Genomic DNA, 18935 nt, shown 5'->3' with positions numbered 1-18935 from the left:
CATGGACCAGTTGCTCTCCACGGCCTCTTCCTCCGCGCCGCCGGCGACTTTCATCGAGTTGCGGGAATCTTGCCGTCTGGGCCGACGTCATCTGAAGGGTGGGCGCCTGGAAGTGGCCAAGTTCGTGCTTGCCCATCCGTACGACGTCGCCTTTGCGAGCGCACGGGAAGTGGCCGTGCGCAGCGGTGTCTCGACGACGACAGTCATACGGCTCGTCAGCGACCTCGGCTTTGAGACCTATGCATCCTTTCAGCAACTCTTTCGAGCGGAGTTGCTGCGCGGCCGGCAATAAGCAGCATTGGGGAGGGGGCCATGAGCACTGCGATCGTCAGCATCAACCTCTTCGGCGCGGTGGCGCTCCTCCTGTTCGGCCTTGGTCAGGTGCGCGACGGCATGCAACGCGCTTTTGGTGCCCGTCTGAAAGCCGGACTGGCGGCCGGGACGCGTGACGGTCTTCGTTCGTTTTTCAGTGGCCTCGTCGCAACCATCGCCCTTCAGAGCTCCACCGCCACCGCTCTCATGGTCGCGTCCTTCGTCGAGCGTGATCTCATCGTGCCGCGCATGGCGCAGATCGTGCTGCTCGGCGCCAACGTCGGCACGGCGATGACGGCCTGGATCGTGGCTTTGGGGCTCGGCTGGCTCTCACCGCTCTTGCTGCTTTGCGGTTTCGTTGTCGGGCGCGGCAGCTCGAGCACGCGCAAGGGATCAGGCGCAGCGCTCGTCGGCATCGGGCTGATGTTGCTGTCGCTGCATCTGATTGGCGGTGCGACCGAACCGCTGCGGACCTCTGCCGCCCTTTCGGCTTTCTTCGGGATGCTCGACAATGCCTGGCCGGTGGCGCTCGTCATCTCGGCAGGACTCGCAGCGCTCGCGTCATCGAGCCTGGCAGTCGTTGTGCTGATCCTGTCTCTTGCAACATCCGCCAGCCTTTCGACCGGCCCGCTCATCGCCCTCGTTCTGGGAGCCAATCTCGGCGGTGCTGTGCCTCCGGTTCTAGCCACATTCAAGGCTGCGGCGAGCGCCAGGCGGGTTGCCCTTGGCAACCTGATCGTGCGTGCCGTCGGCTGCCTGGCCGCTCTGGCGCTCGCCGGGTACATCGCCCCGCATATCGACTGGCCGCCTGTCTCACGCGGCAATCTGCCGGTTGATGTGCATCTCGCCTTCAATCTCGCACTGGCGCTTCTGGCGGCTCCCCTCGCTCGGCCTCTATCCCGCCTGACCATGCGCCTGTTGCCGGACGAGCCAAAGGCGACGGACGGCCCGCTTTTCCTTGAACAGAACGATCTCGGCACGCCGGTCGCAGCGCTTGCCGGCGCAAGTCGGGAAGTGCTCGGCGTCGGCGACCTGGTCGAGCGCATGCTGGTCGAAGCAAACGATGCCCTGCAGCAGACGGACCCTTCCAGGCTTGCTGCGATCAGCACGCTTGAAGGGCGCGTGGATCGCGTGCAACACGAGATCAAGGTGTACGTCTCGCGCGTCGGCCAGTCCGAAATCGCCGAGGAACAGCGCCGCCACGCCATGGATATCGTCGACTATGCCATCAACCTCGAGCATATCGGCGACATCATCGAGAAGGGGCTCCTTGCCGAACTTGCAAAGAAGATCGCCCGCGGCCTGGCTTTCTCCTCCGATGGCCACGAGGAACTGTCGCGTCTCTTCGCCATCACGATCGACAATCTGCGCATGGCCCAGGCCGTGTTTGCCACGCGTGACAACGCGATGGCGCGGCGCCTGGTAGAAGCCAAGGAAGATGTCCGCAGGCTGGAGCGGCAGTCGGCTGAGCGGCATCTGCAGCGCCTGCGCGATGGTCGCGCCGAAAGCATCGAAACCAGCTCGCTCCATCTCGACATGCTGCGCGATCTCAAACGCATCAATGCACACATCGCAACTGTCGCGCACCCCATCCTTGATCAGAGCGGGTTGTTGATCGACAGCCGTATCCGGCCGGCGGCCACTTGAGCATTCCGGTCTAGCGTCGGGCGGTCTTGCGCTCGACCATCGTGACGGGAACGACCTGAAGTCGCGTTTCCATCTCGTCGGCTTCCAGCGCTTCGAGAACATGCTCCGTCAGAGCGGAGAAGGACTGCGCAACGGTGGTGAGTTCGTAGCTCTTCCACCCTGCCTGCGGAATATCGTCGAAGCCGACGACGGAAAGATCGGCCGGCACGCGGCGGTGCATTTCGGTGCGGGCAGCGTCGAGAAAGCCGAGAGCCAAGAGATCGGTAACGCAAAACGCGCCGTCGATCGCCTCGTCGACGAGCACCTCGCAGCCAGCCTGGTAACCGCTTTCATAACTCGTGGTACCGCCCGACCAGGCGACCACCTCGACCCCGGCGGTCGCCATTTTCTTTTTGAACGCAGTGGTGCGGCGCACCTGAGCAGGGGTTTGGCTGCCACTCGAGATCACCGCAACCTTCTTGCAGCGCGCCTCGATCAGGCGCAGTGCTGCAAGGTCCGCACCGCGGGAATCGTCGCTCAGCACCATGCTGGTATCGGTGCGATCGATTTTCTGGTTGATCAGGATCAGGCGCACGCCGTTGGCAATGCACTGGTCGACGATCGATTCCGGCGGCTCTCCGGAAAGAACGATGATCGCTTGCGCCCGGAACTCGAACAGTAGCTCGATCAGCGGCGCGATATCCTTTCGCGCATCCGCGGCATTGAGCAACAGGCATTGCAGACCGCGACGCAACAGGCCGATGCTCAAGAGATCGAGCTGTTTTGCATGGAAGGGTGCGCTGAGATTGGCACCGACGACCCCGATGAGATTGGAGCGGTCGTTGTTCAGTCCTTGCGCCAGCCGGTTGACCCGGTAACCGAGCTCCCGGGCGGCTTTGAGAACCTTGCGCCGCACAGCCTGGGATACGCTGGCTCCGGGCGTAAAGGTTCGCGAGACCGCCGAGCGTGAGACGCCCGCGCGTTTTGCAACCTCTTCGGCCGTCACAAAGCCCCTCGCCATGCCTTTCTCCTGCAGAATCAGATGCTTTTCATCAGGGCCACAAAAGCAGGCCCATTCCAACGAAAAAGTTCGAGCCTACCCGCTCGGTGAACCAGCCGATGATGCCGGTGAACGGTCACCATCGCTCCATCTATATCGGCTGTTTCTTCCCGCTGAAGTCATTCGCCCAATCTCAATGATCACGTGTTCCAAAAACAATACAACAGTGTCACAAAAGAGTCATCAAAAACAATAGCTTATATCATTGCGCACGTGTGCATTTTTTTGTTGACAATGGCGCCTCACCATTGGATCATACGTTCCATAGACAGAGCTGGATTGGAATTTTTGTTCTGTCTATGTTCGTGGTGATGGCGGCGCGGTTGAGGAGCTTGCGCCGACATCTGGCAAGCGCTTGCGCCTGCCCTGCGAACGGGGAGGATTGAGTAACCGACAGCCGCGCCTTTTGCGTCATTGAGCGGCTTCTTGCGTAGGTCAGCGCCACGCCCTGGCGACTGATTTCTATTCCCCGTTGGCACTTTGAAAGTTCCGCCGGCATCGATCGCCGGGGCAGGCAGCGCATGTTGAGTTCCAAGGGGAAGAGCATGGCCTTATTGAGTGAGACAGCCAAAGCGGCAACATTGCCCGGCAGCGCAATGGCGCCGACGGCATGGCAGCGCTGGCGCTATCGGATGAAGGTCGCGTCGCGGGAGCCGACGACGCTGATCGGCGTCCTGACGGCACTTCTCTTTACCTATCTCATCGTCGTGCCGATCATCTCGATCGTGCTCGATTCCGTGCGTGTCCAATTCGGCCACGAGCGGCGGCTCGGCAAGGACTTTGGTGAGCTTACGCTCTACTACCTTGATCGAGCCTTCCTGTCGCCGGTCTCGGTCGATCTTTTCTGGCGGCCGCTCTTCAACACGCTATCGGTCGCGCTCGGAGCGATCAGCCTGTCTTTGTTGATCGGTACGGTGCTCGCCTGGTTGATCAGCCGGACAGACATGTTCGGACGGCGCTGGTTCGCAACAGCGCTGATCGTGCCCTACATGCTGCCGGCCTGGACCTTTGCGCTTGCCTGGACAACGCTCTTCAAGAACCGCACCGTCGGCGGCCAGCCGGGCTGGTTCGAGGCCATGGGGCTGACGCCGCCCGACTGGGTCGCCTATGGGCGCTTCCCGATCATCGTGATCCTGACGCTACATTATACGCCTTTCGTCATCCTGCTGTTTGGCTCTGCCCTTCGTCGCTTCGATTCCCAGCTCGAAGATTCCGCCCGTATCCTTGGAGCCAAGCGCTACCAGGTGGCGATGCAGATCATCCTGCCGCTGATGCGTCCCGCACTTCTGTCCTCGATGGTGCTGATCTTCGCCAAGTGCCTCGGCGAGTTTGGCGTGCCCTATGTGCTCGGCCTGCCGGTCAAGTTCGAAGTGCTTTCCACCTCGCTCTTTCGCAGCATCGCGTCGCGCCAGACCGGCGTTGCCGGTGTCGTCGCGGCCTCGATCATGCTGATCGGCATCGTCACCCTGATGATCGATGCGCGTCTTGTTCGTGAAGCCCGGCGCTTCGTTACTGTTGGCTCGAAGGGTTCGATGAACCGCCAGAGCCGGCTCGGCAAGTACCGCCTGCCGGCGACCGGTTTTGCCGCACTTATCTTTCTCTTGAGCGTCGGACTGCCGCTTCTGACCCTGTTCCTCTCCACCATCATGAAGCTGCCGGCGCAGTTCACGCTCGACAATTTCACGCTCGACTACTGGATCGGCCGTGATCTCCACACGGTGGCACTGCAGACCGGGGTCCTCTTAAGCCCCGATCTATGGGCGGCTGCAAAAAACACGCTCGTCATCGTCGGCCTTGCGTCCTTGACCTCGGGCATTCTCGGACTTCTTGTTGGCTATGTGGTCATCCGCACGCCGGTGAAGGTCCTGTCGGTCTATCTGCGGCAGGTCACCTTCTTGCCCTATCTGGTGCCGGGTATCGCCTTTGCCGCCGCCTATCTGTCGCTCTTCGCCGTGCCACGCGGACCGATGCCGGCCCTCTATGGTACCGTCACCATCCTGGTCCTGGCGCTGATCGCCGACCAGATGCCTTACGCCTCGCGCGCCGGTATCTCGGCCATGACCCAGCTTGGCAAGGATCCGGAAGAGGCGGCCCAGATTTCCGGCGCCGGCTGGTTCCGGCGGATGATGTTGATCGTCATTCCGATCCAGAAGGGCTCGCTGGTAACAGGCGTGCTGCTGCCCTTCATCTCGGGCATCAAGGGCCTGAGCCTCTTCGTCATCCTCGCCGTGCCGAGCACCGATGTTCTGACCACCTATTCGCTCCGGCTCGTCGACTACCACTACACGCAAGCCGCCAATGCCGTCGTGCTGATCATCGCGGCGATCGCCTATCTCGGAACCCTGGCAGCCCAGAAGCTGACCAAGACCAATCTCGCAGAAGGACTCGGAAGCTGATGCCCACCATCAATCTCAGCGGCGCCCAGAAGAACTACGGCGTCAATTCCGCCAATGCCGTCTCGAACCTCGATCTCGAAATCCGCGACGGCGAGTTCATGTGCCTTCTTGGACCCTCTGGCTGCGGCAAGACCACGACGCTGCGCATGATCGCCGGCCTCGAAAACCTCTCGGACGGCGAGATCCGCATCGGAGAGCGGGTGGTCGACTCGGTCAGGGCAGGCGTGTTCATCCCGCCGGAAAAGCGTGAGATGGGGCTGGTGTTCCAGAGTTACGCGCTCTGGCCGCACCTGACAATCGAACGCAACACCGACTTCGGTCTGAGGCTGCGCAAACTGCCGAAGGAAGAGCGTGAAATGCGCGTCGAGAAAGTGATGCAGGCGCTCGACATCGCCAAGTACCGCGACCGCTACCCGTCGCAGCTCTCGGGCGGCCAGCAGCAGCGCGTGGCGCTCGCCCGCATGCTGGCGGTCAATCCAGGCGTTCTGTTGCTCGACGAACCGCTGTCGAACCTCGACGCCCGGCTCCGGCTCGAGATGCGCGCCGAGCTCAAACGCATCCACAAGGAGTTCAAGACGACCATCGTCTTCGTCACCCACGACCAGTGGGAGGCAATGACGCTGGCAACGACGATCGCCGTCATGAACGAGGGCACGCTGCAGCAGATGGGCACGCCCAACGATATCTATGATCGCCCGGCCAATCGCTTCGTCGCGGAATTCGTCGGTAGCCCGCCGATCAACATCCTGAACTTCGGATCGGCCGCCGCCTCTGAGCTGTCGCGCGCAGCCGAGGCCTATCTTGGCACGCGCCACCCGTCGCTGCGCGGCATTGGCTCGATCGGCATCCGACCGGAAGCGATCGGCTATTCGGTCAAAACCGACGATGTGCCGGCCGGCAGCTTCTCCGGCGAAATGACGGTGACAGGCGTCCTGCCGACCGGCGGCAGCTGGATCCTGGAGCTCAGGAACGGCAGCGACACGCTGTTCTTGACGACCAATGCCCTGCCGCGCGTCGAGACCGGAACGAGGGTTTCGTTCTTTGCGCCGCCTGAGGCGCTGCACGTCTTTAACAAGGACGGCCAGCGGATCGCCGAAGCGGACGCGCTGCTGCGCAAGTCCACGCTGAACTAAGGCGCTTCAGTGCCGAACGACAAACCGAAACATAATCTGAGGGAGGAACAGACGATGCAATTTCTAAGGACTGAAAGGACGCACCGTGCAATCAGGCGCGCGCTGCTGGCAACGACCATCGTCGCCTTCGCCGGACCGGCGCTGGCACAAGAGCCGTTCGACCTGAACGCGCTGATCGAGGCCGCGCGCAAGGAGCCGCCGATTACGGTTTATGACAGCACCGGCAAAATCGTCGAAATGGCCAAGGCCTTTGCCGAGAAATATGGCGTCGGCGCCGAGGGCTCCAAGGTCAAGGCGACGGCCCAGCTTGAGATGATCATTCGCGAGGCCCGTGCCAACAACATCCAGGGCGATGTCTCGATCATCAGCGACGCACCGGCCGCGATGGCGCAACTCATCCCGCAGGGCTTTGCCGAAAGCTGGCTGCCGCCGGATCTCGCAGCCAACATCCCCACTGAGTATCAGGACCCGCTGACCGTCGTTACCAGCGCCAATGTCTGGGCCTACAACACCGAGCTCTTCGACAAGTGCCCGGTCAGCAACATCTGGCAGCTGACGGGACCTGAGTGGAAAGGCAAGGTCGCCATGCAGGATCCGCTCGGCAAGCCATCCTATGTCGACTGGTTCAACCAGATGGCCAAGCACGGCGACGACAAAGTGGCGGCCGCCTATAAAGAGCTTTACGGGAAGGATCTCGAAACCGACGACGGCAGTGCGACGGCCGCCTGGGTCAAGGCGCTCGCTGCCAACGCTCCCTTGCTGACGGACGCCGATGCGGCCGCTGCTGATGCCGTCGGCGCGCCGGGTCAGTCGCAACCCTTCATGGGGCTGATGAGCTCGGCAAAGTTCCGCGACAATGCCGAAAAGGGCATGAAGCTCGGCCTTTGCAAGGACCTGAAACCCTGGCTCGGCTGGATGTATCCGGGCGTCGGGCTGATCACCAAGGGCACCAACAGCCCGAACGCCTCAAAGCTCTTCATCCACTACGTGATGACCGCCGAAGGCATCGCGCCGCAGGCAGAAGACGGAAAAATGTCGACCAACAAGGACGTTTCGCTGCCCGCAGACGAGCCGTCGGGCATCGGCGCCGTTCTTGATCAGGTCATGCCCTACCAGATGGCAACGAGCCTCGACGACTGGGACGCGCGCGAGACCTGGCAGGACCTGTGGCGGCTCAGCTACCAGAAGTAATCGCCTGAACATGTGAAACGGTCTCCTTGGGAGGGGAAACCATGAGCAAAGGTAAGAACAGGGTTATGATCATGGGGGCGGTATTTGCCGCCCTTGCGGCCGCATTGGCCGTCGAGGCAAACGCCGAGGAGGCGTTTGATCTCAATGCGCTGGTGGAGGCGGCGAAGAAAGAAAAGCCGATCAATGTCTATGACAGCACCGGCAAGATCGTCGAGATGGCCGAGGCCTTCACCGCCAAATACGGGGTGAAGGCGACCGGCGTCAAAGTCTCGGCCAACAGCCAGCTGGAGATGATCATCCGCGAAGCCCAGGCCGGCAACGTCCAGGGCGATGTCGCCCTGATCACCGACGCGCCGGCAGCGCTCGCCCAGCTTCTGCCGCAGGGCTTCGTCGAAAGCTATCTGCCCGGCGACATGAAGGAGAAGATACCGGCGGCCTTCCAGAACCCGCTGGCGATTTCGACCAATGCCAATGTCTGGGCCTATAACACCGAGGCCTATGACAAATGCCCGGTCGGCAATATCTGGGAGCTGACCGAGGCAAAATGGAAAGGCAAGATCGCGCTGGTCGATCCCCTGACCAAGAGCACCTATACCGACTGGTTCAACCAGTTGGAAAAGCATGCCGACAACGCCGTGAAGGAGGCCTACAAGGTCCACTTCGGCAAGGATCTCGAAACCGCTGAAAAAAGTGCAGCGGCCGCCTGGATCAAGGCCCTGGCACAAAACGGCCCGCTGGTAACGGACGGCGACGATCCGGTTGCCGAAGCCGTCGGCGCCGCCGGCCAGAAGGAGCCCTTTTTCGGGCTCCTGAGCTCCGCCAAGTTCCGTGATAACGAAGGCAAAGGCTACAAACTCGGGCTCTGCACGGAGCTGACCCCCTGGGTCGGCTGGACCTACACCAAGCTCGGCCTGATCGCCTCGAAATCCGCGAGCCCGAATGCCGCGAAGCTCTTCATCCACTACGTGCTGACGGAAGAGGGCATCGCGCCCCAGATGAAGGACGGTAAGCTGCCGACCAATGTCGACATCAAGATGCCTCAAGACGAACCCTCGGGGATCATGGAGGTAGCGGACCGCCTCTTTCCCTATGACGCGGCCACTGGGCTTGACGATTTCGACCGGCGCGAGGAGTGGCAGGATTTCTGGCGCATGAACTACAGCAAGTAAAATCCCGGCCGGCGCGGCCTCACGAGGACAGGTCGCGCCGGCCGTTCCAGGATGAACAGGAAGAGAGCATGACCGACGCCAATCTCGCCACGAGCCGTAGCCAATCCGATAGAGACGCCAAGCGCGACTACTCGCGGCGACTGATGACGATCGCCGAAGGTGCGGCCCGCTCGGCCGCCGGCCCCTTGCTCGCTGCGTTTCGCTCGGAAATGGTCGTCGACTACAAGCGCGATCTCCACGACGTCGTGACGGTCTACGACAGGCAAGCCGAGGCATCCATCCGCGACTACATCTTCGCGCACGAGCCGAATTCGGCGATGCTTGGCGAAGAGGGCGGGCAGGTCGGTGAGGGCGACATCCAATGGTATGTCGATCCGATCGACGGGACCGCGAACTTCGCACGAGGACTTGCCTTCTGGTGCATATCGATTGCGGCGGTTGAAGGCGGATCGGTTGTGGCCGGGGTCGTCTATGACCCGGTGGCCGATCTCCTGTTTTCGAGCGACGTCGAGCGTGCCTATCTCAATGGAAAGGTCATTGCCTCCAAAGCCATCGGTGACGAAAGCCGGGCAACGCTGATCACCGGCTACCCGGTCTCGCGCGACTTTCGCCTGGATGGCCGCAACGAGGCACTTGCCCGCCTCGGTGATCTGGTCGAAACCTTCTCGACCGTGCGTCGCCCTGGAAGTGCAGCTTTGAGCATCGCCCATGTGGCGGCGGGTTTTGTCGATGCGGCCGCGGGCTTTGGCGTCAACGCCTGGGATGTGGCCGCAGCGACGCTGATCCTGAAGAACGCAGGCGGCCGTTATGCGCCGTTGTCGCTTGGCAAAGTGCCGGAAGGATCCGCCGACTACCTTTGCCCGGGGTATCTCGCCTATGGCCGGGGTGGCGACTATCCAACCCTGAACCGTGTCGCCGCCGCAATCTCTGCCGGGCGCAGCGCGAAGGCGCCGTCGCCATGAAAGCCCATGAGGAAACCATGCTCGACAATCTTAGCGATGCCTCAACCACGGAAAAGACCAGCAGCGAATTGCCAAGGCTCAGTCTCGTGTATCCGAAGCATCCGACCTATGGCGTCGACATCTTCATTTCCGGCAAGGAAGGTGCGAGCGACCTCGAACTCCTGCGCAAGAGCGGGATCACGACGGTCGTCAATTGCGCGGTCAATCTGGACTTCAATTTCGTCGACCAGCCGAAGCTCGTCTCGGATCACCGCAACAGCATCCATGGACCGGGCGAAATCCGCTACTACAAGATCGGGCTTATCGACGGGGATGGGAACCCGGACACGCAAATGCTGGCTGCGCACTACATCCTGCGAGCGGCCCTGGAGCAGGTCCTACCCGAAAAGCCGTCCTATCCCAGGCGCGAACGTGGCGGTGTGCTCGTCAACTGCCGCGGTGGCCGATCGCGCTCGGTCGTCGTCGTGTCGCTGTTCCTGCATTTGACGCTGCCTGATCAATTCGAAACATTGGAGCGCGCCATCGACTTCGTCCGCGAGAAGCGCGAGATCCCAAAGGACGAGTGGTACAAGGCGCCCAAACCGGTTCTGGCGGCCTCGGCCGAGCGAGCCGCGGGATGGGCACGTGCGATTGAGAGCGGGAAGGCCTGACCCGAGAACGCAGTTCAGAGACCGTCTGCAGCATGGGCCACGGAAACCTGCTCTCAGTACCGCCAGGGATGCCGACGTCTCGACGTCAGCCAGCCGTCGACGCATTCTCGGCCGCCCCTCCGGTCGCGACAAGCCGGTTCTTTCGCGCATGCCAACGCGTTCGAACGCCCAAGCGGAATCGAAATCGCTTTATTAGGCGGAGCGCCTTGACGCGCGCGGCCGGCGCCACCCTTGACGCCGGCAGGATCGTGATTGAGTAGAATGAAAGGCCCTATTGTTTGGGCAATATGCCCTTGTTTACGAGCCATGTTTCGAAGGTGCCGGGGCACCCTTCGCTGGTCCATCGTCCCCGATAGGAAAAGCCGGGTGCTGCGCGCGCCGTCCCGACGAAGCCGTCATATGCGCTTCTATCGGCCCCGCCTATTTTGAATGCCTTACCGGGATGTTTCCTCTTTGCCTTTGTGAATTTCATCGTCCGCCCCTTACGCAGTACAACCATGAAGTCGAAAGCGTCGCACAGCGCACGGTGCAGTCAAGGATTAGGCAATGAGCAAAAGGGGTTAGTCGCCGCACTGCCTCAGCAGTCCAGCAACCTCTGAGTGAAGAAGACCCAGAATCCGCCTCTCGGGCACGCCAAAATCGCTTCCAACCGGCGAGCGTGGCAGCTGGCCGGTTGTGCCGAAGTGACGCGCGTTTAGCGCAAAATATCTTCAAATAACCTCGTTTCGCGCCTGTGTCAGAGCTCTGAAGAGCGTCTGAAAGAGTGCATACCGTTAAATGGGCCCGAAATTAAAGGATTGGCAAGGCTCCCTGCACGAAGAGGCGACTACTCTCCATCTGGTTGCAAAGAAACTGCCATGAACATACTGACCCTGCCACTGATCAGGCATTGCGCCTCGGCCCTGCTGAAATGCCGGTCCGGGAACTTCGGCCTCTTGGCAGCGCTTGTCGCGATCCCCCTCATTGCCGCTCTTGGCGTTGCGATCGATTTCGCAGCCGCGGTCAACCGAAAGGCCGCTATGCAAAGCGCGGCCGATGCTGCGGCACTGGCGGGAGCTGCAGCAGGTGTCGGTTCGGAGCAGAAGATCGCCGTGGGTTTTCTCGGCGCCCATCTTGGCAGCAACGACACGCAAGATCTGAAAGGGCCCCCCAGCTGGAACCATCAGGTCACGGTCGAGCGGGATACGGTAGCGGTGGTTGTCAATGAGGACTACGAAACAGCCATCATGCATATGTTCGGCTTCCGGACGGTTCCGATCTCAGTCATCGCGAAAGCCGCCCGAGGGGCCGGCAGCTCGGCCTGCATCCTGATCCTTGATCCGGGCAGGGCCGATGCGCTGAAGATCATCAATTCGAACTCGGTCACCAGCGAATGCGGCTTCCAGGTGAACTCGTCCCATTCGCAACGTGCGTTCTACGCCGAAAACCAGGGGAAGTTCGCAGCACCGCTGATCGCCGTCACCGGCCAGTCGAAGCTTTCCGGCCGCCTGATTTCGCCGCCGCCGGTCGACGGATCTCCTGTCGTGCCCGACCCCATGGCCGGCATGCCCGAACCGGTGTCGCCGAACGACGCCTGTACCTCCCAAAGCCTGAAGACGATCAACAGCCAGGGCAAGTCGTCGCTCGAGCCCGGGATCTATTGCGGCGGGCTGACCGTGAATGCCACGGACGAGTTAACGCTGAAGCCCGGAATTTACGCGTTCCGCCGCGGCGCGTTGACCTTGAACACATCGGCCAAGGTCATAGGCAAGGACGTGCTTTTCTATTTCGAGGACGCGCAATCGCCGCTGTTTTTGAACGGTGCGGCAATCCTGCAGGTATCGGCGCCCACCAGCGGCGCGCATGCCGGCATCCTGATGTTCCAGGGCCGGCAGGCGAAGGACAGCAGCGTCCAGTTCCGCATCAACACGTCTGCTGGAAGCTTCTACAATGGGGCGATCTATTTGCCCTATGCGGTGGTCGACTGGAACGTCAGCGGAAGCCTCAATTCGGAATCAAAGTTTACCGCACTGATTACCAGGGTTTTGAACCTCTACGTGTCCGGAACGGCCTTCTTCAAGAAGCCGGGGGAAGAGGGCAAAGATTTCGTGCCTAACGGCTTCGGCAGGGGAGGCGGCGTGCGGCTGGTGGAATAGCGTCGAAACCAGCCCGCCGTAATTGCGTGCCACGGTGGCTTCGCTCGTGCGCTCGACTTTTCGGCATTGCCAATCATCGCGAAGATGGAAATGCTGAGCGGCGAAGCAACAAAAGGCATTGCGCTTGGTGCGGGGCCGCAGATGGATGGATATGGCTGAACGACGATACGGCGAAGCGCCGCCCAAGACCGACAGCACGATTGCAAGCGCCGACTGGTACGGTCGCCAGATCGAGCGCGAGCGATACGACAACACGCTGTTCGTCGATCTCGACCTGACCGAGGCGCAGACCGTCGGCGTGGTCTTTCACGAATGCACCTTCCGGCGAGCCCGGTTCAATGCATCGTCACACCAGGCGAGCGCCTTCGTCAACTGCACGTTCGTTTCCTGTAAGTTCTTCGATAGCCGCTTCAAGGAGTGCAAGTTCGTCGGAAGCATGTTCGACGCTTGCGAGTTCGACCAGATGCAGGTGACGGGCGGCGACTGGTCCTTTACCAGATTGCCAGGCGCGGCTCTCGGCCGCGCATCCTTCAAGGAAACGCGAATGCGGGAAGCGGATCTGACCGGCGCCTCCTGCAAAGGCGGCTCGCTCAGGGACGTCGATCTTTCCGGTGCCTGGCTGCATGGGGCAGATTTTACCACCTGCGACCTCAGGGGCAGCGACCTCACCGCCTTCGATCCGGAGAACCTTCGCCTCAAGGACGCGATCATCACGATCGACCAGTCGATCATCATCGCCGAGGCTCTGGGTCTCGACGTCAGGCGAAAGTGACGCTGCCGGCGACGTATAGGACCCAACGGGTGCCTGCCGCGGACATGTCTTCGACGGCGCTATGGATCGCCTCAAAGGCATCGCTCTTGAACTTGCGCTTGGTCGCCATTGCAAGTCTCCTAGAGGGCACCGGTCCCGATTTCCGCGTCAAGCTCGGCCTGCGCCGCTAGAGTTTGGCGAACTTCCGGAAGGCCGAAGGTCACTTGCCGGAAGATGGGGGAGGCGGGCCGGAGGTAAGGCCGGATTGCCCGAGAGCACCAGGAGATACCATCACACAGAGCTTTTACCCGATAGCATGCTGCAATGCCGCGGTGTCGACACCAAACGAAACCCACGGAAAGATATTTCCGCTGGCTACAGCCATCCGGACCTTTTGAACCGCCAGTAGAGAATAGAGCAGAGCGTCGCAATGACACCGAGGACGGCAAAGTAGCCGTAACGGGTTGCCAGTTCAGGCATGTGTTCGAAGTTCATCCCGTAGATTCCGGCAATGGCTGTCGGTACGGCAAGAATTGCGGCCCAGGCTGCAAGCTGCCGTGTGATGGTGCCCTGTCGTTGCTGCTCCAGGAGATTGGAGGCCTCGAACACGGACGTCATTATCTCGCGAAGGCCGCCTACCAGGCCTTCCACACGTCTGACATGGTCAAGAACGTCTTTGAAGAATGGCTTGGCATTGTCGTCGATGCAGGGCAGCTCGAGATGAGTTAGCTTACCCGCCACCTCTCCCATCGGCCCGAGCACCCGCTGGAAGCGAATGACGTGACGGCGCATCCGGAAGATGCGCCTGATCTGCTCGGGCTGCAGGAAGGACACAAGTACGTGTTTCTCGAGCTCCAGAACTTTGTCCTCAAGCGTTTCGACCACCGGCAAATAGCCGTCGACAACGAAGTCGATGATGCCGTGCAGGACATAGTCCGGTCCGTGCTCAAGAAGCTGGGGCGACTGTTCCAGGTGTTGGCGCAGTTCCTTGTGGGAGCGGGCAGATCCGTGGCGAACAGAAATCAGGTGGTGCTTCCCCACGAAAATGCAGGTTTCGCCGTAGGTGATCTTGTCACCCTCAAGGTGGGCCGTCTTGACGATCACGAACAACTGGTCGCCGTAGATGTCCACCTTCGGCACCTGATTGCCGTTGAGGGCGTCTTCGACGGCAAGTGGGTGAAGAGCGAACATGGCCTGAAGGTCGGCCATTTCCTGCTTTGTCGGTTCAGTCAAACCGATCCAGGCGAAGTCGCTACCTGATGCTTCGAATGGTTTGGCGGCAAGCGGGATTTCTTCGGCGCGCTTGCCCGAACGATACATGTAGGAGGCGACGACTGGCATTTTTTGAAGTTCCGGGAGTTGATATCGCAGCGTGAAGCATCTGACCTAAGGTTAGATCGTGACTTGCTCGCCAATCTCGACCACGCGATTGGCTGGCAGCTTGAAATAGGACGATGGATCGATGCCGAGACCTGCAAGTGCAATGTAGAGCTTGTCTTGCCAGCCGGGCAGACCTGAGTTCGGGTCACCAATAAGGGTCCTGCGCCCGAGGTAGAAAGAGGTCTGCATGATTTCGAACTTGAAACCTGCCTTCTTGCACAGTGACAGCGCCTTCGAGACGTTCGGTTCGTCCATGAAGCCGAAGCAAAGCTCGAGCCTTGTAAACCTGTCTGACAGTTCAGTCATTGAGACGCGGTCTTCCTGCGCGACATACGGATGCTCGGATGTGCGAACCGTCAAAATAACATTGCGTTCGTGCAGGACATGATTGTGTTTGATGTTGTGGAGGAGAACGGCGGGTGTCTTATCGCCGACGCTGGTTAGAAAGATTGCCGTCCCTCGAACGGTCTGGGGCGCATGGGTGGACTTCTCTATCGAGCGGATGAATGTTTCCAGCGGGATATCGTTGCGCGCGGTCTTTTCGCGCAGCATTGCGGATCCCCGCGTCCAAGTCCACATCACCACCATGATTGTCAGTGCCAATGCCACCGGCACCCAGCCGCCATCATGAATCTTGAACAGATTGGCAAGCAAGAAGACGCTCTCGATGACGAGCAATGGCGCTAGAAGCAGTGCAGCCAGAACGGTTGAGTATCCCCAGACGGAGCGGAGAAACTGGAACGCCATCACTGTTGTCACAACCATCGCGCCTGTGACCGAGATTCCATACGCGGTCGCGAGAGACTCTGAGTCCCCGAACGAGAAAATCAGCACGATGACCCCGACGAACAGCAGCGCATTTACGGCAGGGACATAGATCTGGCCGGTGTTGGTCTCGGACGTAAATTTGATCAGCAGTCGAGGAAGAAAGCCCAAATGGACCGCCTGGCGAGCGAGGGAAAACGCTCCCGTGATGACAGCTTGGCTAGCGATGATTGTCGCCATGGTCGCGAGAATGACCATCGGCAGCAGCGCCCAGTCTGGATAGAGAAGATAGAATGGGTTGTTGACCGCGTCTGGGTGGCTCAGCACGAGCGCGCCTTGGCCGAGGTAGTTCAGCGCCAATGCGGGGAATACAAGGATAAACCATGCCGTGCTGATCGGTTTCCTCCCGAAGTGGCCGAGATCTGCATAAAGGGCCTCGGCTCCCGTGACCGTCAGGAAGACGGCGCCAAGCACGATCAGACCTGCCCAGCCTGCATGCGTGATGAACCACAGGGCGTTGATCGGGTTCAGAGCCTGCAGGATGGTCCAGTCGTCGCCGATGTGGATGAGACCGCCCCACGCCATCGCGAGGAACCACACAACCGTGATTGGCCCGAAAAACCTTGCGACCGCTTCCGTACCCTTGGACTGCACGGCAAACAATGCAACCATAATGACCGCAGCAAGGGGAAGCACGTAGTCCGAAAAGGCTGGTGTGACGAGTTTCATGCCTTCGAGCGCCGACATGACCGAGAGGGCAGGGGTGATCATGGCATCCCCGATAAACAGGGCCGCCCCGATTAGGCCCGCGAAAAACAACACGGGCATGAAACTGCCGGTCTTCTTCATCAAGAGCGCGAGAAGCGACAATGTTCCACCTTCACCGTCATTGTCGGCGCGTAGGAGGAAAAGCACGTATTTGAACGTCACGATACACGTCAACGTCCAAACCATCAGGGAAATGAGACCGATGACTTCGTCAGGCTGCGCCCCGTCGTTCAAGAAGGGACGAAGGGCCTCCCGAAAAGCGTAGAGCGGACTTGTTCCGATATCGCCATAGACAACGCCGATGCATCCAAGCAGTAGAACGAGAAAGCTCTGCGTTCCCGATCGAGGTCCGACAGCTTCGCTGTGAGCATTGGGCATAAGGTCTCCTGAAACACCGTCGGCATTAGCGATGGCAGATATATGCTGCATTGCGAAAGTCCAGGCAATTCTCACAGGAACCTCTCGAGAATGTCGAGTGTGAATAATCGGCCGTTGGACAAACCTAACTCGCGAAAACATCAGGGAATGGTTTGCGTTCCCACCCGCATCGGCTGAGATCAGTGTTCCGCATTGCTGAGGCGAACCAATTGCGCTTTTCTCTTCGAGAATACAGAACGATGACCGAAGCAGTGAATGTCGATTGTGAAGTCTCTGGGCCCCCCCATCGCAGACCGAGTTAAGCAAGGTTGCCCTTGAGGCAGAGTTTCGCACGCAACCTAAGATTACACACTTATTAAGAGAGTAGATGTAGGCAATCTCGTGTGAGTTTGGGCGCTTCACACGAGTTTCATCTGCCATGAGTTTAGTTGTCGGCGAGACAAGTGTCGCGCGAGTTGATGAACGCTGGTCGGCAACGGGGTATTGGCTGATCTGCATCTTTATCGTCGGCCTACTCATCGGGTTCGATTTGTCCGGTGAGCGTATTCACAACGCTGACATCGACGACAGTTTGCGGGGTCTGCAAATCAAGGCATTCCTTGAGGATGGCGGGTGGCTTAGGCCGGCAATACCGCGGATCCTGATGCCCGAGCCGTATATTTCCCCTTGGTCGCGAATAGTTGACCTTCCCTACATGCTCATAGCTTTCTCTCTTCAGTCCGCCTTGGGAGCGGAAGACGCGCTCGCGGTGGCCTTCCAGGTTTGGCCAGCCGTAATGGCAGTCCTTTTTCACCATTGGGGTTGTTGGGGTTTTGAGCCGGATAGCGCCACGAAAAGGTGAGCTTTCGCCCGGAATGCTATGCGCCGTCCTCGTCCTTATGGCCTTCGCGATCTGGGAATTTAGTCCTGGCCGCATTGACCACCATAACTTGCAGATGGTGCTGTTGCTCACGTTGATATACGGGATTGCTAGGTTCGATCGCATAGGCGGGGCGGTCGTCGCGATTTCAGCGACGATCTCGCTCTTGGTAGGCCTGGAGACGTTGCCTGTTATCGCGCTGGTGTTGGGAGCCTTGGCACTAGCGTGGGCCGCGGGTTTGGACGGCACCCGAACGATGCTTGCCTCAACCGCCATCACATGCCTGGTTGCGGTACCCATCCTGACCTTTTTGGTAATCGGTCCTTCCGGGTTCTGGCGTGTGGAGAACGATGCTTTCTCCTCACCATTTGCATTCGCACTGCTTGGCTTTGGAGCGATCGCAACCGTGACCTTATGGCTGGTGCCCGAGGCTTCGAGCGCGGCGTTCAAGTTTGGACTTTTGGCTACCGCCGGTTCGATGCTATCGGCTGTGCTGTTGTTCGCCTATCCACAGCTTTTGGCCGGCCCATATGCAGCCATCGACGATCTGGCCCGGATATATTGGTTTGATCGCATCGACCAGGAAAAGAGTGCCCTGGAGTTTTTCCGAACAGGGGACTACAGCTCACTTGCTCTACTGGGTATTTTCAGCTGCGTCCTGGCTGTTAGCTTGCAGCGCGCGTTGAACGCCCCCCGAACGGCAAATCCGCAATTCGCTATCATCTATGCTGTCGCCGCAGCGCTCCTCCTGACCGCGTTGGTCTCCAACCGGTATTTGCGCTTCTCTGCTGCCGTCGTTCCGTTGTTGCTGCCGGCTGCGGCGTCGGTAACTCGCGAAGACAGCCAGGTGGCGGTTAGGCGGTTGGCTGCGTTTGGCGGGATGGCTGTTGTGATGGCCACCTCATTCTACTTCGTCGTGCCTTTTGAGCGTAAGACTACGGATGCTTTTGACCACCTGCTCTGGAATGATTGCAAGGGGGCGGATTTCTCGCTGCTTGCTACCCTTCCACCTGGACAAGTGATGACGCCGCCGGCACTGGGGCTTGAGATCGCCCGTAGGTCGCAGGACAGCCTTACGGTGTCGAGCGTTCCCTTTCACCGGGCCGCGCCAGCCATCGGACGGGTTCTTCGGGCCTTTATGTCGAGTAGCAACAATGAGCGGAATGCTCTTTTAGCCGGGTTCGACTACCTGGCCGTTTGTCGGGCGCCGTTAGGGCTCGTGGGAAGCGAGAAGATGCCGTTGTTCGATGCCATCATGACAGGCAGCGCTGGGCCGGGCCTTCATCCCGTATCATCAGTCAAACAGTCTGACCTCATCGTCCTGCGGATTGAAAAGTAGCGTGCGCCCAGGAGTATATGTTTGGTTTCGCAGGCCACGTTCAGCCGGGCCACGACAGGAT

Annotated in this window: 15 protein-coding genes and 1 pseudogene; 12 read left to right on the top strand and 4 right to left on the bottom strand. The window is 60.1% G+C overall.

The annotated features are described in order from the left end of the window. Nucleotide 1 precedes the first annotated feature (1 nt). Together ASD63_RS28530 and ASD63_RS28525 are read left to right on the top strand one after the other, a co-directional pair. Nucleotides 2–292 carry a MurR/RpiR family transcriptional regulator gene (locus ASD63_RS28530; RefSeq protein ID WP_060530115.1) on the top strand — a complete coding sequence of 97 codons (291 nt, stop codon included), beginning with the start codon at nt 2–4 and terminating at the stop codon, nt 290–292. A 20-nt stretch (nt 293–312) separates the two neighbouring features. Continuing rightward, nucleotides 313–1959: a Na/Pi cotransporter family protein gene (locus ASD63_RS28525; protein WP_060530114.1), complete on the top strand. Its 1647-nt coding sequence runs from the start codon at nt 313–315 to the stop codon at nt 1957–1959. 10 nt (nt 1960–1969) lie between these two features. On the opposite strand, the gene ASD63_RS28520 is transcribed toward ASD63_RS28525, so the two are convergent. Continuing rightward, nucleotides 1970–2959 (bottom strand): LacI family DNA-binding transcriptional regulator, encoded by a 990-nt coding sequence (locus ASD63_RS28520; protein ID WP_060517897.1) that lies wholly within the window; start codon nt 2957–2959, stop codon nt 1970–1972. Nucleotides 2960–3543: 584 nt separating this feature from the next. On the opposite strand from ASD63_RS28520, the gene ASD63_RS28515 reads away from it, so the two are divergent. From ASD63_RS28515 to ASD63_RS28480, 8 genes are all read left to right on the top strand, one after another. Beyond that, nucleotides 3544–5394 carry an iron ABC transporter permease gene (locus ASD63_RS28515; protein ID WP_060530113.1) on the top strand — a complete coding sequence of 617 codons (1851 nt, stop codon included), beginning with the start codon at nt 3544–3546 and terminating at the stop codon, nt 5392–5394. Continuing rightward, nucleotides 5394–6527 (top strand): ABC transporter ATP-binding protein, encoded by a 1134-nt coding sequence (locus ASD63_RS28510; protein ID WP_060530112.1) that lies wholly within the window; start codon nt 5394–5396, stop codon nt 6525–6527. Before ASD63_RS28515 ends, ASD63_RS28510 begins: the two co-directional genes overlap by 1 nt. Nucleotides 6528–6581: 54 nt before the next feature. After that, on the top strand, nt 6582–7718 hold the full coding sequence (locus ASD63_RS28505) for an ABC transporter substrate-binding protein (protein ID WP_034796395.1): 1137 nt from the start codon (nt 6582–6584) through the stop codon (nt 7716–7718). Nucleotides 7719–7789: 71 nt separating this feature from the next. Beyond that, nucleotides 7790–8887, top strand: coding sequence for an ABC transporter substrate-binding protein (locus ASD63_RS28500; RefSeq protein WP_060530220.1), 1098 nt, complete (start codon nt 7790–7792; stop codon nt 8885–8887). Between the two features lie 68 nt (nt 8888–8955). Continuing rightward, on the top strand, nt 8956–9849 hold the full coding sequence (locus ASD63_RS28495) for an inositol monophosphatase family protein (RefSeq protein ID WP_060530111.1): 894 nt from the start codon (nt 8956–8958) through the stop codon (nt 9847–9849). Between the two features lie 17 nt (nt 9850–9866). Further along, a complete protein-coding gene (locus tag ASD63_RS28490; protein ID WP_029742786.1) occupies nt 9867–10499 on the top strand; it encodes a dual specificity protein phosphatase in 633 nt (210 codons plus the stop codon). Nucleotides 10500–11356: 857 nt separating this feature from the next. Next, complete coding sequence (locus tag ASD63_RS28485) at nt 11357–12634, top strand: pilus assembly protein TadG-related protein (protein WP_060530110.1); 1278 nt, start codon at nt 11357–11359, stop codon at nt 12632–12634. A gap of 151 nt (nt 12635–12785) precedes the next feature. After that, complete coding sequence (locus ASD63_RS28480; RefSeq protein WP_060530219.1) at nt 12786–13406, top strand: pentapeptide repeat-containing protein; 621 nt, start codon at nt 12786–12788, stop codon at nt 13404–13406. A 28-nt stretch (nt 13407–13434) separates the two neighbouring features. Here the strand turns inward: ASD63_RS28480 and ASD63_RS36410 are convergent. From ASD63_RS36410 to ASD63_RS28470, 3 genes and pseudogenes are all read right to left on the bottom strand, one after another. After that, a pseudogene (locus tag ASD63_RS36410) lies at nt 13435–13515 on the bottom strand (transcriptional regulator); the annotation flags it as partial. Nucleotides 13516–13760: 245 nt separating this feature from the next. Further along, nucleotides 13761–14726, bottom strand: a complete 966-nt coding sequence (locus tag ASD63_RS28475; RefSeq protein WP_029742789.1) for a magnesium and cobalt transport protein CorA — start codon at nt 14724–14726, stop codon at nt 13761–13763. A gap of 51 nt (nt 14727–14777) precedes the next feature. Next, entirely contained in the window at nt 14778–16676 is a 1899-nt protein-coding gene (locus ASD63_RS28470) for a potassium transporter Kup (RefSeq protein ID WP_034796384.1), read from the bottom strand. Nucleotides 16677–17094: 418 nt separating this feature from the next. Between ASD63_RS28470 and ASD63_RS28465 the strand changes: the two genes are divergently transcribed. Next, entirely contained in the window at nt 17095–17517 is a 423-nt protein-coding gene (locus tag ASD63_RS28465) for a hypothetical protein (RefSeq protein WP_060530109.1), read from the top strand. Nucleotides 17518–17554: 37 nt separating this feature from the next. Further along, the gene (locus ASD63_RS28460) at nt 17555–18874 is read left to right on the top strand and encodes a hypothetical protein (protein ID WP_156624190.1); all 1320 of its coding nucleotides are present in this window, start codon (nt 17555–17557) and stop codon (nt 18872–18874) included. The last annotated feature ends 61 nt before the right edge of the window (nt 18875–18935 follow it).

This window comes from Ensifer sp. Root558, assembly GCF_001427045.1.
Classification (GTDB): domain Bacteria; phylum Pseudomonadota; class Alphaproteobacteria; order Rhizobiales; family Rhizobiaceae; genus Ensifer; species Ensifer adhaerens.
This window is presented reverse-complemented; position numbering and strand designations above follow the sequence as displayed.

What these genes read in the sequence shown, in the direction of transcription:
- ASD63_RS28510 (WP_060530112.1), top strand. Translation starts at nt 5,394, where the DNA reads ATGCCCACCATCAATCTCAGCGGCGCCCAGAAGAACTACGGCGTCAAT.
- ASD63_RS28465 (WP_060530109.1), top strand. Translation starts at nt 17,095, where the DNA reads ATGAGTTTAGTTGTCGGCGAGACAAGTGTCGCGCGAGTTGATGAACGC.
- ASD63_RS28505 (WP_034796395.1), top strand. Translation starts at nt 6,582, where the DNA reads ATGCAATTTCTAAGGACTGAAAGGACGCACCGTGCAATCAGGCGCGCG.
- ASD63_RS28495 (WP_060530111.1), top strand. Translation starts at nt 8,956, where the DNA reads ATGACCGACGCCAATCTCGCCACGAGCCGTAGCCAATCCGATAGAGAC.
- ASD63_RS28500 (WP_060530220.1), top strand. Translation starts at nt 7,790, where the DNA reads ATGGGGGCGGTATTTGCCGCCCTTGCGGCCGCATTGGCCGTCGAGGCA.
- ASD63_RS28525 (WP_060530114.1), top strand. Translation starts at nt 313, where the DNA reads ATGAGCACTGCGATCGTCAGCATCAACCTCTTCGGCGCGGTGGCGCTC.
- ASD63_RS28485 (WP_060530110.1), top strand. Translation starts at nt 11,357, where the DNA reads ATGAACATACTGACCCTGCCACTGATCAGGCATTGCGCCTCGGCCCTG.
- ASD63_RS28475 (WP_029742789.1), bottom strand. Translation starts at nt 14,726, where the DNA reads ATGCCAGTCGTCGCCTCCTACATGTATCGTTCGGGCAAGCGCGCCGAA.
- ASD63_RS28520 (WP_060517897.1), bottom strand. Translation starts at nt 2,959, where the DNA reads ATGGCGAGGGGCTTTGTGACGGCCGAAGAGGTTGCAAAACGCGCGGGC.
- ASD63_RS28515 (WP_060530113.1), top strand. Translation starts at nt 3,544, where the DNA reads ATGGCCTTATTGAGTGAGACAGCCAAAGCGGCAACATTGCCCGGCAGC.
- ASD63_RS28530 (WP_060530115.1), top strand. Translation starts at nt 2, where the DNA reads ATGGACCAGTTGCTCTCCACGGCCTCTTCCTCCGCGCCGCCGGCGACT.
- ASD63_RS28470 (WP_034796384.1), bottom strand. Translation starts at nt 16,676, where the DNA reads ATGCCCAATGCTCACAGCGAAGCTGTCGGACCTCGATCGGGAACGCAG.
- ASD63_RS28480 (WP_060530219.1), top strand. Translation starts at nt 12,786, where the DNA reads ATGGCTGAACGACGATACGGCGAAGCGCCGCCCAAGACCGACAGCACG.
- ASD63_RS28460 (WP_156624190.1), top strand. Translation starts at nt 17,555, where the DNA reads ATGGCCTTCGCGATCTGGGAATTTAGTCCTGGCCGCATTGACCACCAT.
- ASD63_RS28490 (WP_029742786.1), top strand. Translation starts at nt 9,867, where the DNA reads ATGCTCGACAATCTTAGCGATGCCTCAACCACGGAAAAGACCAGCAGC.